The organism is Streptomyces fractus, from assembly GCF_049844455.1.
Classification (GTDB): domain Bacteria; phylum Actinomycetota; class Actinomycetes; order Streptomycetales; family Streptomycetaceae; genus Streptomyces; species Streptomyces fractus.
In genome coordinates this window covers 536949-552493 of record NZ_JBMYHI010000002.1, presented here as the reverse complement: position 1 = coordinate 552493, position 15545 = coordinate 536949, and the positions used below count along the sequence as shown (strand labels likewise).

The 15545-nt window shown below is 70.3% G+C and carries 11 protein-coding genes and 2 pseudogenes; 6 read left to right on the top strand and 7 right to left on the bottom strand.

From position 1 onward, the window contains the following. The first annotated feature begins 262 nt into the window (after positions 1-262). From ACP4E5_RS04625 to ACP4E5_RS04610, 4 genes and pseudogenes are all read left to right on the top strand, one after another. Complete coding sequence (locus ACP4E5_RS04625; RefSeq protein WP_425825414.1) at positions 263-628, top strand: hypothetical protein; 366 nt, start codon at positions 263-265, stop codon at positions 626-628. Positions 629-791: 163 nt separating this feature from the next. Next, positions 792-1493 (top strand): annotated as a pseudogene (locus ACP4E5_RS04620) (MalY/PatB family protein); the annotation flags it as partial. Positions 1494-1572: 79 nt separating this feature from the next. After that, entirely contained in the window at positions 1573-2025 is a 453-nt protein-coding gene (locus ACP4E5_RS04615) for a beta C-S lyase family protein (RefSeq protein ID WP_425842168.1), read from the top strand. Positions 2026-2160: 135 nt separating this feature from the next. Further along, positions 2161-2457, top strand: a complete 297-nt coding sequence (locus ACP4E5_RS04610) for a WhiB family transcriptional regulator (protein ID WP_425841083.1) — start codon at positions 2161-2163, stop codon at positions 2455-2457. A gap of 21 nt (positions 2458-2478) precedes the next feature. Here the strand turns inward: ACP4E5_RS04610 and ACP4E5_RS04605 are convergent, their stop codons facing one another. From ACP4E5_RS04605 to ACP4E5_RS04595, 3 genes are all read right to left on the bottom strand, one after another. Beyond that, the gene (locus ACP4E5_RS04605; protein WP_425825413.1) at positions 2479-2919 is read right to left on the bottom strand and encodes a VOC family protein; all 441 of its coding nucleotides are present in this window, start codon (positions 2917-2919) and stop codon (positions 2479-2481) included. A 65-nt stretch (positions 2920-2984) separates the two neighbouring features. Continuing rightward, a complete protein-coding gene (locus tag ACP4E5_RS04600; protein ID WP_425825412.1) occupies positions 2985-3419 on the bottom strand; it encodes a helix-turn-helix domain-containing protein in 435 nt (144 codons plus the stop codon). 23 nt (positions 3420-3442) lie between these two features. Further along, on the bottom strand, positions 3443-3865 hold the full coding sequence (locus ACP4E5_RS04595) for a glutaredoxin domain-containing protein (protein ID WP_425825411.1): 423 nt from the start codon (positions 3863-3865) through the stop codon (positions 3443-3445). Positions 3866-4009: 144 nt separating this feature from the next. Here ACP4E5_RS04595 and ACP4E5_RS04590 point away from each other — a divergent pair, with 144 nt between their 5' ends. Further along, the gene (locus ACP4E5_RS04590) at positions 4010-5314 is read left to right on the top strand and encodes an MFS transporter (protein ID WP_425825410.1); all 1305 of its coding nucleotides are present in this window, start codon (positions 4010-4012) and stop codon (positions 5312-5314) included. A 199-nt stretch (positions 5315-5513) separates the two neighbouring features. Further along, entirely contained in the window at positions 5514-9395 is a 3882-nt protein-coding gene (locus ACP4E5_RS04585) for a glycoside hydrolase family 2 TIM barrel-domain containing protein (RefSeq protein ID WP_425825409.1), read from the top strand. On the opposite strand, the gene ACP4E5_RS04580 is transcribed toward ACP4E5_RS04585, so the two are convergent. From ACP4E5_RS04580 to ACP4E5_RS04565, 4 genes and pseudogenes are all read right to left on the bottom strand, one after another. After that, positions 9340-9996 (bottom strand): sarcosine oxidase subunit gamma, encoded by a 657-nt coding sequence (locus ACP4E5_RS04580; RefSeq protein ID WP_425825408.1) that lies wholly within the window; start codon positions 9994-9996, stop codon positions 9340-9342. The genes ACP4E5_RS04585 and ACP4E5_RS04580 overlap by 56 nt on opposite strands. Beyond that, positions 9986-13128 (bottom strand): annotated as a pseudogene (locus tag ACP4E5_RS04575) (sarcosine oxidase subunit delta family protein). The gene ACP4E5_RS04580 and the pseudogene ACP4E5_RS04575 overlap by 11 nt, the downstream one beginning before the upstream one ends. Before the next feature lie 21 nt (positions 13129-13149). Beyond that, complete coding sequence (locus ACP4E5_RS04570) at positions 13150-14370, bottom strand: sarcosine oxidase subunit beta family protein (protein WP_425825407.1); 1221 nt, start codon at positions 14368-14370, stop codon at positions 13150-13152. Positions 14371-14512: 142 nt separating this feature from the next. Continuing rightward, positions 14513-15418 (bottom strand): LysR family transcriptional regulator, encoded by a 906-nt coding sequence (locus ACP4E5_RS04565; protein WP_425825406.1) that lies wholly within the window; start codon positions 15416-15418, stop codon positions 14513-14515. Between the last annotated feature and the right edge of the window lie 127 nt (positions 15419-15545).

Here is a 15545-nt window from a genome sequence, read left to right as displayed (position 1 = left end):
CGCATCGGACCGGGTGGGCGCGTTGACGCGTGCCTTTGTTCAGCGCGTGATGAACAAGGGCACGGTCCGACGTCACCAGGCGCGCCGGGCGGGTCGTCGCAGGCCGGCGTGCCGGACGCCGTGACGCGGATCGGGACCGGTGACGTGATCACGGTGGACGGGAGCGCGGGGGTGGTGCGGGCGCGCCAGAAAGGCGCGTAGCCCGGGCCGGGCGCCTATCCTGTAGGTCACCGCACGCGCATCCGGGGGGAAGGGGCGGCAGATGAACTGGGTTTGGGCGATCCTCATCTTGTTCTGGACAGGAGCGTTCGCCTGGGTGGCGGACACCGGCCGGGGCGCGCTGCGCGCCCGGCACGAGCGGAAGTTGGAGCGGCTCGAGGCCGCCAAGCAGGCGCGCCTCGCGGTGGAGGCCGCGAACAAGCCGCCGGAACCGGTCTGCGGCTGCGCCCACCACCTGGCCAAGCACGACAAGACGGGCCGCTGCCACGAACGCGTCGAGGTCCCCACGGCCTGGGACGAGAACAAGAAGCCGATCCGCTACGAGGCCGGCCAGTGCAACTGCCAGCAGTACGTGGGTCCCCAGCCGCTGTCGCAGATCTACGCGGAGGAGCTGACGGACCGGATCTAGGTCGAGTCGTGACCGGCGGACCGGATCCAGCAGCCAGTCGTGGGCGGCGGGCCGGATTCAGCAGCCAGTCGTGGCCTGCGGACCGGATTCAGCAGCCAGTCGTGACCGGCGAACCGGATTCAGCACCCCGTCGTGACCGGCGGACCGGATCTAGCATCCAGGCATGGCACCTGACACGACATCAGACCACCCGGCAGCCGGACCCGCTTCGCTCTTCGACACCGTCGTCGACCGCAAGCGCTCGAACTCCATGAAGTGGACCTTCGCCGACTCTCTCCTCGCCCCCGACGAGGCCGCGGCCGAGCCCCTGCCGATGTGGGTCGCCGACACCGATTTCAAGGCACCGCAGGCGGTCCTCGACGCACTGCACGACGCCGTCGACCACGGTGTCCTCGGCTACCCCGGCGGCGCGACCGACGGCTATCTCGACGCCGTGCTCAACTGGCAGGCCAAGCGCTTCGGTTGGGAGATATCGCGCGACTGGGTGGTGCCGACGGCAGGCGTCATCACCTCCCTCAAGACCGTCGTCCAGGCCTTCTCCGCGCCCGGCGACTCCGTCCTGATCCAGCCACCCGTCTACGTCCACTTCCACGAGGACGTGCGCCTCAACGGCCGCCACCTCGCGTACGCGCCGCTGGAACGCACCGAGGACGGCTACCGGTTCGACGCCCGCGCCTTCGAGGCCGCCATCCGCCCCGACACCAAACTGTTCATCCTCAGCCACCCCCACAACCCCACCGGCAATGTCTGGACCGAGGCCGAGCTGCGCACCATGGGCGAGATCTGCGCCCGCAACGGTGTCCTGGTCGTGTCCGACGAGATCCACCAGGACCTGGTCCTCAACCCGGCCCGGACACACATCCCGTTCGCCTCCCTCGGCCCGGAGCTCGCCCGCGCCAGCATCACCTGCACCGCGCCCAGCAAGAACGTTCAACCTCCCCGGAATGCAGTGCGCGAACATCCTCATCCCCGACCGCCGACTGCGCGAGGACTTCGCCCGCCAGTACGAGCGCAATGTGTTCCCGCTGGTCAACGTGCTGGGCATGGTCGCCGCCGAGGCGGCGTACACGCACGGAGAGCCCTGGCTCGAGGAGTTGCTCGGCTATCTGCGGGGCAACCACGAGCACTTCGCGAAGGCGGTGCACGCGGCCACGTCGAAGCTGCGTGTGCTGCCCGCCGACGCGCTGTACCTGGCGTGGATGGACTGCCGGGGCCTCGGGATGGACGCCGAGGCGCTGGACAGGTTCATGCTCACCGAGGCGCGTCTGTGGCTGGACCGGGGCCAGAAGTTCGGGGCCGAGGGGCACGGCTACATGAGGGTGAACCTGGGCTGTCCGCGCGCCACCGTGGACGAGGCGCTCCGCAGGCTCGGTGACGCGCTGACCGGGCTCGGCTGACGGCCCGGAACCACTGGTGACTCACCGTTCAACTCCTGGTCATGGGCTGCCTGTTGGCGATCTATGGCGTACGGTCGCGAATCGCACCTGAGACAGACCGAATTTGCCAGGAGCAAGGAGCGGAGAGTGGCGGACATCTTCAACTCGTGGTGGGACAAGGCGGCGTGCAGGGCCACGGACCCCGAGGACCTGTTCGTGGAAGGCGCGGCGCAGTCCCACGCCAAGCGGTTCTGCGACACGTGCGAGGTCAGGACCGAGTGCCTGGCGCACGCCCTGGACGAGCGCATCGAGTACGGCGTCTGGGGCGGCGCCACGGAACGCGAACGGCGTGCCCTGCTGCGCCGGCGCCCCACCGTCACGTCCTGGCGCAACCTCCTGGAGGCGGCCCGCGCGGAGTACGCGCAGGACGGCCGCCACGTCAGAGCGTCGTGAGATGCGGGGCGCCGCGCGCGGTCAGCTCCGACCGGGATCGAATTCGAGCACCTGCGTCAACCGGATGTTGTTGCCCGAGGGGTCCCGGAACGAGGTGTCGATGCCGTACGGCTGCGTGGTCGGCGGATCGTTGAAGGTGACGCCCCGCGCGGACAGTTCGTCGTAGGAGGCCTTGCAGTCGTCGGTCTCCAGGAACAGCGTTCCGCCGGCCCCCTTGGCCACGAGCTCCGACAGGTGGGCGCTGTCCGTCTCGTCGAGCATCGGCGGCCGGGGCACCGGCATCAGCACGAGCGCGGGCCCCTCGCCGCCGGGCGGCCCGACACACAGCCACCGGAAGGCCCAGGCCTCCATCGTCACGTCGGCCCGGACCTCCCAGCCAAGCTTCGTGGTGTAGAAGTCGAGCGCCTCGTCCTGGTCGTGCACCCAGAACTGCGCATTGGCGATCTTGATCGTGGTCGGCATGTCGGTCCTCGCGCCTCACTCATCGGCCGTTCCGCTTCGGGACCCCTTCGGTCCCGACACCGACGCTAGGCACCCGGCGGGGCGCTGTCTTCTCGAAACGTGCGGTTCCGCGGCCGTCCGTACGCCATCGCGACACACCGGGGGATGCGCACATGCCGCGCGGCGGGAGGATGCGCCGCCCGGTAAGCCTGCGGGGTCACCCCGTACATCCGCCGAAAACTCGTCGTGAACGACCCGATGCCGCGCAGCCCCACCGCGACCCCCACATCGGCCACCGTCCAGTCGGTGGCAAGCAGCAGAGCGGCGGCCCGCTCCAGGCGCCGGGTCAGCAGGTACTGATGCGGCGACTCCCCGAACGCGGCCTTGAAGCTCCGACTGAAGTGCGCGGCCGACAGTCCGGCAGCCGCCGAGAGATCCCCCACCGTGAGCGCCTCGCCGTACCGCGCGTCCGCGAGATCACGGGCACGCAGCAGATGACGGGAGGGCGGGACGTGGGGCACGGATCCATTGTGGCGGATCGCCGCTACTGCACCCGTACCCAGGCCGGGTCCGGGTTGGTGTGTGTGCCGTCGGTTGTGGTGACGGTCGGGACCGTCTCGTTGCCGGCGTTCGCCGCGCGTACCGTCGCCGCGCCTTCGGCGTCGCGCCAGATGTTCACCCAGTGGAATCGGTGGGCGGTGCGGCCCAGGTGGAGGCGCAAACGCATGCAGTAGGTGCAGCCCGGGCGCCAGTAGATGATCGGGCGGCCGTCCTGGGCGCTGCGGCGGCGGGCCTCCGACGCGCTGCGGGATCTCGGGAAGATCAGTGGTGAGTTCACGGCGGCGAGCAGCGCGAAGAGGAGCAGGAGGCCGATGGCCGCGCCGGGGTTTCCCTGGTGGAACAGGCCGGCTGCGGCGACTGCGCCGATGACCAGCATGACTGTCGGGAGTGTCCATACGCGCGCCATGGTGCCGGAGGCTATCAACGGGCGGGCGCGGCCAGTAGTTGAACATTGCGGGATTCCTTGACATGCACGTGACCGGGGAGCACTCTCGCGGAGGTTTCGTTCCCGGGCACCGTGGCTCGACCGATGGCAGGGCAGGGAGTCGTCGTGAAAACGGATATCGCAGGGTCACAGGCGGGGCGGGCCGACGCGCGCGGCCACCGCAACCGCGCGGTCGTCGCCAGTACGGTCGGCACCGCCATCGAGTGGTACGACTTCTTTCTCTACGGGACGGCCGCCGCGCTCGTCTTCCCGCACCTGTTCTTCCCCGGGCAGTCCGAGTACACGGGCGTGCTCGCCTCCTTCGGCACGCAGTTCGTCGGGTTCGCCGCCCGCCCCATCGGCGCCGCGATCTTCGGGCACTTCGGCGACCGGGTCGGCCGCAAGTCGACGCTCGTCATCACCCTGCTGCTGATGGGCGTGAGCACCGTACTGATCGGCTGTCTGCCCACCTACTCCTCGATCGGGCTCGCCGCGCCGGTCCTCCTCGTCGTGCTCCGCGTCTTCCAGGGCATCGGGGTGGGCGGCGAGTGGGGCGGCTCGGTGCTGCTGTCCATGGAGTGGGGATCGAAGAAACGCCGTGGACTGATGGCCAGTTGGCCGCAGTTGGGTGTGCCGCTCGGGCTGCTTATCTCCACCGGCATGGTCAAGTGGCTGAGCTCCGCCTCCGGGGACGACTTCGAGAACTGGGGCTGGCGGGTGCCGTTCCTCGCGAGCGCCGTGCTCGTCGCCATCGGCCTCTACGTACGCCTCAAGGTCCTGGAGAGCCCCGACTTCACCGCCGTGAAGCGCGAGGAGGCCGTCGTCCGCGTGCCGTTGTGGGACGTGCTGCGTCACCAGTGGCGCGAAGTGATCGCCGCCGCGTTCGTCCGGCTCTCCGAACAGGCGCCGTTCTACCTCTTCATCACCTTCGTCCTGACGTACGGGACCTCCCATCTCGGAATCGCCCGTGACGACCTGCTCAACGACACCCTCATCGCCGCCGCCATCGGCCTGCTCACCATCCCCGTCTTCGGACACCTCTCCGACCGCTACGGGCGCCGCCTGGTGTACGGGGTCGGCATCGTGTGCGTCGGCGCGTTCGCGTTCCCGTACTTCGCCCTGCTCAACACCAGGACGCCAGGGCTCGTGCTGCTCGCCATCGTGCTGTCCCTGGTCTTCCACGACATGCAGTACGGGCCCCAGGCCGCGCTCATCGCCGAGGGCTTCGGTGCCAACGTCCGCTACAGCGGCGCCGGCCTCGGCTATCAGCTCGCCTCGGTCATCGCCGGCGGCCCGGCCCCGCTGATCGCCGCCGCCATCCTGGAGGACACGGGGTCCAGCACCGGCATCAGCCTCTACATCGTGGGCTGCTGCGTGCTGTCCATGGGGGCGTTGTTCCTCATCCCGCGGCGGGCCACGCCGGTCGACTGACCGGCCCCCGTCGACGTGTCACTTCGAGAGGCCGCACCGCCGGCGCAACGGCGGTGCGGCCTTCATTCTGCTCAGAAATCAACAAAGTCCTACGGCGTCATTGTGTCGGTTGTGTTGTCTTCTTAGGGTGGTGCCGGCTCAACAGGCGTTCCGCGCCGCACCAGTTGCACGTGTCCACACCCGCAGAAGGGGCACAGCCATGCCGCAAGCCCACCACCCGCACCCCATGCCGCTCAGCCGTCGCCGCCTGCTCCAGGCGGGCGCGGCCGTCGCCGGGGCGCTCGCCCTGCCCCTGTCCCTCCCCGGCACACAGGCCCGCGCGGCCGACGGGGACGAGTGGAACGGTCACATCGACCTGTTCCGGCTCGGCACCGAGCCACCGCACACCACCCTGATGCCGTACGAGAGTGTGGCCCAGGCCCTCGCCGCCGACCGGACCCGCTCCCCGTACCGCCAAAGCCTCGACGGCGACTGGAAGTTCGCGTACGTCGACCGGCCGTCGGAGCGTGACGAGGACTTCTACCGGACCGACCTCGACGACGGGAAGTGGGGCACCATCCCCGTCCCCGCCGTCTGGCAGCTGCACGGGCACGACTTCCCGATCTACACCAACATCACCTACCCGTGGTGGGGTGCCAACGGCCTCGGCGAGGAGGCCCGGCCGCCCGCGTCGCCGACCCGCTACAACCCCGTCGGCCAGTACCGGCGCACCTTCACCGTGCCGAAGGGCTGGAAGGGCAGACGCGTCTTCCTGCACTTCGAGGGCGTCAAGTCGGCCCACTACGTGTGGGTCAACGGCAAGCTCGTCGGCTATCACGAGGACTCCTTCACCCCGGCCGAGTACGACATCACCCCGCACCTCACCGAAGGCACCAACCAGCTCGCCGTCGAGGTCTACCGCTTCTCCGACGGCGACTGGATGGAAGACCAGGACATGATCCGGCTGAGCGGCATCTTCCGCTCGGTGTACCTCTACTCGACGCCCTCCGTGCACCTGCGCGACTTCAAGCTCGACACCCCGCTCGGCGACGGACACACCACCGCCGAACTCTCCGTCACCGCCACCGTGCACGACTACGCCGGCGAAGCGGGCTCGTACAGCGTCGAGACCCAGCTCTACGACGCCGCGGGGCACGCCGTCTGGCCCCGCCCACTCACCCAGAAGGCCGCGCTCACCGACGCCGAGGTGACGGTGCAGGCCGCCAAGTCCGTTCCCTCGCCGCGCCTTTGGTCGGCCGAGAACCCGTACCTCTACACCGCCGTGCTCCGCCTGCGCGACCCGGCCGGCAAGGTGATCGAGACGCTGTCGCACCGCGTCGGCCTGCGCGAGTTCGCGCTCAAGGACGGGCTGATGCGGATCAACGGAAAGCCGGTGTCGTTCCGCGGCACCAACCGGCACGAGATGCACCCCGACCGCGGCACCGCGCTCACCCGCGCCGACATGGTGCGGGACATCGAAATCATCAAGCGGATGAACATGAACACGGTCCGCACCTCGCACTACCCCAACAACCCGATCTGGCTCGAACTCGCCGACGAGTACGGTCTGTACCTCGTCGACGAGACCAACCTCGAGACCCACGGCGTCCGCGACGACTACCCGGCGAGCCACCCCGACTGGACGAAGGCGTGCGTCGCCCGCGCCCAGAACATGGTCCACCGCGACAAGAACCACGCATCCGTCGTCATCTGGTCACTCGGCAACGAGGCCGGCTCCGGCTCCACCTTCACCGCCATGCACGACTGGATCCGCTCCTACGACACCACCCGTGTCATCCAGTACGAGGGCGACGACAGCCCCGGTGTGAGTGACATCCGCTCCGAGATGTACCCGTCGACGAGCCACATCGAGTCGAAGGCCAAGGACACCTCCGACACCCGCCCGTACGTGATGATCGAGTACTGCCACGCGATGGGCAACTCGAACGGCAACGTCAAGGAGTACTGGGACCTCGTACGCCGCTACGACGTGTTGCAGGGCGGCTGGATCTGGGACTTCGTCGACCAGTCGCTGAGCTGGCCGACGCCGCCGCGGACGCAGCTGACGGAGACCGGGCCCGTCGGCCTGAAGGGTGAACTCATCAACCCGGCAGGCGAGTTCAGCCGGGACAAGGGGGTCAGCGGCGCCACCGTCTTCGCCCGCGACGAGCGCCTCGATCTGACGGGCTCGCTCACCCTCGAAGCCTGGGTGACCCCGCGCGTCACCGGCTACCACCAGCCGATCGTGGCCAAGGGCGACACCCACTACGCGCTCAAGCAGAACGACAAGACGCTCGAGTTCTTCATCTACTCCGGCGGTCAGTGGATCACCGCGAGCTGGGCCACCCCGGCCGACGGCTGGACGGGCGGCGAGCACCACGTCGCCGGTGTCTTCGACGCGAGCGCGGGCACGCTCACGCTGTACGTCGACGGGTCGGTGAAGGCCACGAAGACCACGACAGGCAAGCCGAGCAGCAACACCGCGCCGCTCGCCCTCGGCGTGGACGTCGACAACATGACCCGCGAGTTCAGCGGCACCATCCGCCGCGCCCGCGTGTACGCACGCGCCCTGAGCGCCACCGAACTCGCCGACGACGGACGCGGCCCGGACGGCGAGGGTGTGCGCTTCTGGTTCGACGCCAAGACCGTAGGTGTCACCGAGAAGAAGCCGCGCGACAAGACCTTCTTCGCGTACGGCGGCGACTGGGGTGACAACCCCAACGACGGCAACTTCGAGGCCGACGGCATCGTCACCGCGGACCGCGGGCACACCGGCAAGGCCGCCGAGATCAAGCGGATCTACCAGGCGATCCAGGTGTCACCGAAGGACGGCGGGGGAGCGGGGGACGTCACCGTCACCAATGAGTTCCTGTTCACCAACCTGCGTGAGTACGACGGCCGTTGGGAACTGGCCAGGGACGGCGAAGTGATCCAGAAGGGCAGCCTGAGCCGCAGCCAGCTCGACGTCGCGCCGCTCGCGCACAAGGACATCACCGTCCCGCTGAAGCTGCCCAGCGCCCCCGCGCCCGGCGCCGAGTTCTTCCTGCACCTGTCCTTCCGGCTGAAGGACGACACGCCGTGGGCCGACGCGGGCTTCGAGGTGGCGCGTGCACAGCTCCCGCTCGACGCGGGCAGCCCGAAGGTGACACCCGTACCGCTGAAGAACATACCGGCACTGCGCTACGAGGACGGCGACAAGGCCGTCTCCGTCACCGGGAGCGGCTTCACCCTCGCCCTCGACAAGGCGACCGGCGTCATCACCTCCTACGAAGCCGGCGGCGTCCGGCTCGTCGACGCGGGGCCCGTGCCGAACTTCTGGCGCGCCCCGACCGACAACGACCACGGCAACGGCCAGCACACCCGCAACCAGACCTGGCGGGACGCGGGCACGCGCCGCAAGGTGACCGGGGTCAGTGTGCGCGACCTCGACGGCCGGGCCGTACGCATCGAGGTCAAGGGCACCTTGCCCACCACCACCGAGTCCACCTACGCCACCACGTACACGGTCTTCGGCGACGGCGCCGTCAAGATCGACAACGCCCTGCACCCCGGCGCCTCCACCCTCCCGTACCTCCCCGAGGTCGGCACGATCCTGCGGCTGCCCGCGGCCCTGGACCGGCTGCACTACTACGGCCGCGGCCCGGAGGAGAACCACTGGGACCGCAACGACGGTACCGACGTGGGGCGTTGGGACTCCACCGTGGCCGAGCAGTGGACCTCGTACATCCGCCCCCAGGAGAACGGCAACAAGACGGACGTACGCTGGGCGGCGCTCACCGACGGGCGCGGGCGCGGCCTGCTCGTCGCCGCGGACCCGACGGCCGACCGCCCGCTGCTGGAGATCACGGCCTCGCACTTCACTCCGGAGGACCTGTCCGTCGGAGCGCGCCACGACTACCAGCTCGACCCGCGTGACGAGGTCGTCCTGCGCGTCAACCACCGTCAGATGGGCGTCGGCGGCGACGACAGCTGGGGCGCCCAGACCCACGCCCCGTACAAACTGCTCACCGACCGGGACTACGCCCACACGTACTGGCTGCGACCCCTCACGGACGTGGGGGAGGCGACGAAGCTGGCGCGGCGGCCGGTGGCGGTGGAGTAGGCCCGTGCGGTGTCCGTGCGGCAGCGTTCCCGACGAACTCCGTGCAGGCGTCCGCGACCCACGCCGCGACATAGCCGGCGAAGGACGACCTGACGAGTAGCCACACGTGCCGGGGACCTGCCTCACGGACCACGAGCGTGACCCCCGCCTGCGCGAGCAGCGTGGTGCGGCAGGCGCCGGCGGGGGTGGCGCGGGCGTCGAGATCCAGGGCGCAGCCCTGCGCGAGGACGTCCGGCACCAACTCGCCGGACAGTGCGAGCACGGTGCGCTGCGCCGACGTGTCGGTCACCGTCGCGAACTCCCCGCCGATCGCGGCGCGCAGACCGGTGACGAGTTCGGCGGACCGGCCCGCGGGCGCCACCAGGAGCCATTCGTCGGGGCCGAGCCACAGTGTCTCGACGTCCGCGTCCAGGTGCGCCCGGCCGGGACCGGGCAGGGCGTGACCCAGGTGTGCCTCCACACTTCGGGCGGCCGTGCTGCCGGGAGCGACGCGGAGGGTGAGCTGCGTGAGGAACGGGAGTTCGCGCGCGGTCATGCCGGGCGGCAGGCGCGGTTCCCAGTGGGCGAGTGGACTCGTGCGTACGGGGGTGTCAGCCGTCACGGCGGGCTCCCTCCTTGTCGAAGAGGACGGGTTCGGCGACGGTCACCGGCACGGTGGCGCCGTCGAGCGGGACGTAGAGGGTCTCGCCGACGCGGGCCGCGCCGGAGCGCACGAGCGCCAGCGCGAAAGTGCGTTGCAGCGCGTCACTGCGGTAACTGGAGGTGACGTGGCCGAGCATCGGGACGGGCGGTGCGGGGATCGTCTCCGTGGCGATGACCTGCGCGCCCTCCGGGAGCAGGGTGTGCTCGTCGGTGGGCAGCAGGGCGACCAGCTGCTTGCGGTCGGGGCGCTGATTCTCGGGCCGGGCGAAGGATCGCTTGCCGACGAAGTCCGGCTTCTTCTTGGAGATCACCCAGTTCATGCCGAGGTCCTGCGGGGTGACCGTGCCGTCGGTGTCCTGCCCGATGATCGGGTACGCCTTCTCGGCGCGCAGCACGTGCATGGTCTCCGTGCCGTACGGGGTGAGGCCGAGCGGCTGCCCGGCGTCGTACAGCGCCTGCCAGACGTGTGTCCCGTACCAGGCCGGCACATTGACCTCGTACGCGAGCTCGCCGGAGAAGCTGATCCGGCACACCCGGGCCTCGACACCGGCGATCACCGTGTCGCGCCAACTCATGAACGGGAACGCCTCGTTGGAGACGTCCAGGCCGTCGTCGACGACCGAGGCGAGCACCTCGCGCGAGCGGGGGCCCACGAGCGGGATCGTCGCCCAGTGCTCGGTCACCGAGGTGAGGTGGACGCGCAGCTCGGGCCACTCCGTCTGGAGCCACTCCTCCATCCACTCCAGGACCTTGGCCGCGTTGCCCGTCGTGGTCGTGACGAGGAACTCGTTCTCCGAGACACGGATGACCGTGCCGTCGTCGATGGCCATCCCGTCGACGCCGCACAGGACGCCGTAGCGGATCCGGACCGGCTTCAGGGTGGCCATCATGTTCGTGTAGAGCCGGTCGAGGAGCTCGCCCGCGTCGGGACCCTGCACGCTGATCTTGCCGAGCGTCGAGCCGTCCATCATGGCCACGCCGCCCCGCGCCGCGCGGCACTCGCGCCGCACCGCCTCCTCCAACGTCTCGCTGGGCAGCGGGTAGTACCACGGCCGCTTCCACTGGCCGACGTCCTCGAACAGCGCGCCGTGCCGCTCGTGCCAGGCGTGCAGCGCGGTCACCCGCACCGGGTCGAACAGCTCGCCCCGGTTGCGGCCCGCGAAGGCGGCGAACGCGATGGGCTGCACGGGAGGCCGGAAGCCGGTGGTGCCGAGGTCCGCCACCTCCGCGCCGAGCGCCTCGGCGACGATGCCCGAGGTGAGGATCCCGGACGTACGGCCCTGGTCGTGCGCGGTGCCGATGGTGGTGTACCGCTTCACGTGCTCGACGGAACGGAGCCCGGCGCGGGTGGCCCGGAACACGTCGCTGACGAGCGCGTCGCGCTGAAGGTCGACGAACTGCGCAGACCCGTCCGCGCCGTCCCGTGGGCTCGGTACGCGCCACAACACCGCGCTGGGAGAAGGGAGTTCCGTCGCGGCGGCCGGAACGCCGACCGGCGCGACCGGCCCAACCGGAACGCCGAGCGCCTCCAGCGCCGCGGCCGTCGCGGCGGCGCCGCTGCTGAGACACTGGCCGAGCGTACGCAGACCGTCCGCGGCGCCCGCCGTCCGTACGGTCGAGAGTGCCTCGGCCGGCACGAACGTGGCGAGCCCCGCGTCGTACCGCAGCTCTCCACGGGCCTGGCTGAACAGGGCCACGGCCGGGTTCCAGCCGCCGGAGACGAGCAGCACGTCGCAGTCGACGCCGTGCCGCCGGGGTCCGTCCGCCGAACGCCGGGCGATGTGCACGCGGGAGATCCGGTCGGCGCCGCTGGTCCCGGTGACGACGTGGTCGCGGTGGAGCGGGATGCCGCGCTCGGCCAGCGCCCCGGCGAGCCGCTCCGGGACGGTCGGCCGCGCGTCGACCACGGCCGCGAACTCCACGCCTGCGTCAGCGAGTTCGAGCACCGCGTCGTAGGCGGAGTCGTTCGTCGTGAAGACCGCGGCCCGGCGGCCGACGAGTACGCTGTACCGGTTGAGGTACGTACGGGCCGCGGAGGCGAGCATGATGCCGGGGCGGTCGTTGTCGTCGAAGGCGATCGGCCGTTCGGTGGCACCGGTCGCGTGCACGACCTGCCCGGCCCGGATGCGCCACACCCGCTGGCGTGACACGTGGCTCGGGGCCGCGGCGCCGAGGTGGTCCGTGCGTTTCTCCAGGGCGAGGACGAGGTTGTCGTCGTAGTGGCCGAACGCGGTGGTGCGGGTCAGGACCGTCACGTTCCCGGCCGCCGCGAGCCGGGCCGTCACCGCGTCCACCCACTCCTGCGCGGGGCGGCCGTCGACGGTCTCCCGCGTGCCGAGCAGACTGCCCCCGGGCTCCGGGGCGCTGTCGAGGAGTACGACGCGGATCCCGGCGTCGCACGCGGCGAGCGCGGCGGCGAGTCCGGCCGGACCCGCGCCGACGATCAGCAGCTCGGCATGCAGGTGCTTAGCGTCGTAGCGGGCTGGATCGGGCTCGGTGGCGAGCCGCCCCTGGCCGCCGAGACCGTGCGCCACCAGGCCGTCGTAGAGCTCGACCGTGGTGGCGGTGAGCATCGGCTCGGGGAACGGTGCCTCGATCTGGACGAGCGCGTTGGGCTCCTCGACACCGGCGGCCAGGATGCCGCGCGGCCGTCCGTACTTGATGCTCGTCGCCACCCGGTGCACACCGTTCGCGAGGAGCGCGGAGGCGAGGGTGTCACCGGGGTGGCCGGTGTGGTCGACCCCGTCGAAGGTGAAGGTGAGCGTGGTGGAGCGATCGATACGGCCATACGTGTCGGAAGCGGTGCGGAAGGCAGTGGTACGGACGGGCGTGGTCATGAGGTCGCCTCCACGGACAGGAACTCGTAACTCACCGTGTCGCGCACGGCGTTGAACCAGCGGCGGCAGCCCGCTGTGTGCGCCCACCGCTCGGCGAACGGCCCGTTGGGGTTGTCGCGGAAGAAGACGTACTGGGCCCACTGCTCGTCGTCGAGCGCTTGCGGGTCCTCGGGGTGGACGACGTGTGCCTGGCCGCCGTAGTGGAACTCGGTCTCCTCGCGCGGGCCGCACCAGGGGCAGGGAATCAGCTGCATCTCACGGTCTCCTCAGGGTGCTCAGTGCGCGACGGCGGCGGCGCCGTGCTCGTCGACGAGGGCGCCGGTCGTGAACCGGTCGAGGGTGAACGGCGCGTTGGTGTCATGCGGTTCACCGGTCGCGATGGTGTGCGCGTACGCCCACCCGACACCCGGCGTCGCCTTGAACCCGCCGGTTCCCCAGCCGCAGTTGAGGTACAGGTCCTCGACCGGGGCGAGCCCGACGATGGGGGAGGCGTCCGGGGTGGTGTCGACGATGCCGGCCCAGGTGCGCAGCATGTGGGCCCGCGCGAACACCGGGAACAGCTCCAGAGCGGCGGCCATCTGCCGCTCGATGATGTGGAAGGCGCCGCGCTGCCCGTACCCGTTGTAGCTGTCGATGCCCGCGCCCATGACGAGTTCGCCCTTGTGGGCCTGCGAGACGTACACATGCACCGCGTTGGACATCACGACGGTCGGGTGCACCGGTTCGAGGAGTTCGGAGACGAGGGCCTGGAGCGGGTGGCTCTGCAAAGGAAGGCGCAGGCCGACCATCCGCGCGAGGACGGAGGTGTGTCCGGCTGCCGCGAGTGCCACCTTCCCGGCGGCGATCCGCCCCCGCGTCGTCCGCACCCCGGTGACCCGGCCCCCGCCCACATCGATGCCGGTGACCTCGCAGTTCTGGATGAGGTCGATGCCGTACGCGTCGCAGCGGCGGGCGAACCCCCACGCCACGTAGTCGTGCTTGGCGATGCCCGCGCGCGGCTGGTACGTGGCACCGTGCACGGGATAACGCACATCGGGGCTCGTGTTGACGATCGGACACACCTTGGCGACCTCGTCGGGCTCCAGCCACTCGGCGTCGATGCCATTGAGCTGGTTCGCGTACACGCGGCGCTTGCTGTCGCGGACGTCCTGGAGGTTGTGCGCGAGATTGAGGACGCCCCGCTGGCTGAACAGGATCGGGTAGTCGAGATCCTGCTCCAGCGTCTCCCACAGCTTGAGGGAGCTCTCGTAGATGCCCGAGCTCTCGTCCAGAAGGTAGTTGGAGCGGATGATCGTGGTGTTGCGGGCCATGTTCCCGCCCGCGAGCCACCCCTTCTCCAGGACGGCGATGTTCGTGATGCCGTGGTTCTTGGCGAGGTAGTACGCGGTCGCAAGCCCGTGTCCGCCACCGCCCACGATCACGACGTCGTAGGACTTCTTCGGCTCGGCGTTGCGCCACAGGAAATCGGGGTGGTCGGGCAGGACGTCGCGGGCCATGAGGACTCCTTGGAAACCGACTGGTGACGCACTGATATATCAGTGGCGGTCGTCGTCACGGTAGCCAGCGCCTCAGGGGCGCGTCAATGGTGTCCGGAGGGGGAGAACAAGCCGGCAACCGCCGCTTCGCAGTGGCCAGTTGTCAGCCAGGCAGCACGTCGAGGACGGTGTGCATCCGTGAGGCGCGGGCGAGGTCCGCGAGCGCCTGCTCCATCACCGACAGCGGATCGCGCGGCGGCAGCAGCAGACCGATCCGCGCGCTGCGCCGCGGACCGTGCAGCGGTACGGCCTCCATCCCGGAGGGGATACCGAAGACGTGCAGCCAGGTGTGCGGGATGATGCTCGACCACTGGCCCGTGCGCACATGCGCGATCAGCGAGGCGATGGAGTCCGTCTCCACGCGCGGCGCCACCGAGAGGGACAGCTCCGCGAACACGTCGTCCAGGACCCGGCGGCCCAGCATCCGCGGATGCAGCAGGCACAACGGCAGCGCGGCCGCCTCGGTCCAGCTGATCTCCTGCGCCGACCGGCCCGGGTCCTCCTGGGTGAGCACGACATAGCGCTCCCGGTACAGCGGCACGAACGGCAGATCCAGGCTCCGGCTGTGGTACGAGACCGCCCCGTGCAGCTCGAAGGCGCGCAGCCGGCGCACGATCTCGTCGCCCTGGAGATCGGCCTGGACGTTCACCGTGGTGTGCGGATTGGCCGCGCAGAACGGCTGGGTGAGCAGCGCGACCGCGCCGACCGCCGTGGGCACCGCGCCGAGCCGCAGCTCCCCGCTGAGCCCTGCGCGCAGCGCCGTGAGCCCCGCCTCCATCGCGTCCCGGTCCGCGAGCATCCGCCGGGCCCACAGGACGACCTGCTCGCCCTCCGCCGTCAGACCCTCGAAGCGCCGGCCGCGCCGGACCAGCGGCACACCCAGCTCGGTCTCCAGCTTGCGGATGCCCTCGGACAGCGTCGGCTGCGACACGAAGCACTGCTCGGCGGCCTTGGCGAAGTGCCCGGTGCCGGTGAGCGCGACGAGGTATTCGAGCTGGCGCAGGAGCACGGCCCCACCCCCTTCCCGGCCGACTTCGGTGGACGAGCCCTCCCCATGATCGTAGCTGCCTATCAACGATCGGATTTTCCGCTTTGACCGTGGGTCGGCGCGGACGAATGCTGGGCCGCGGGGGCGC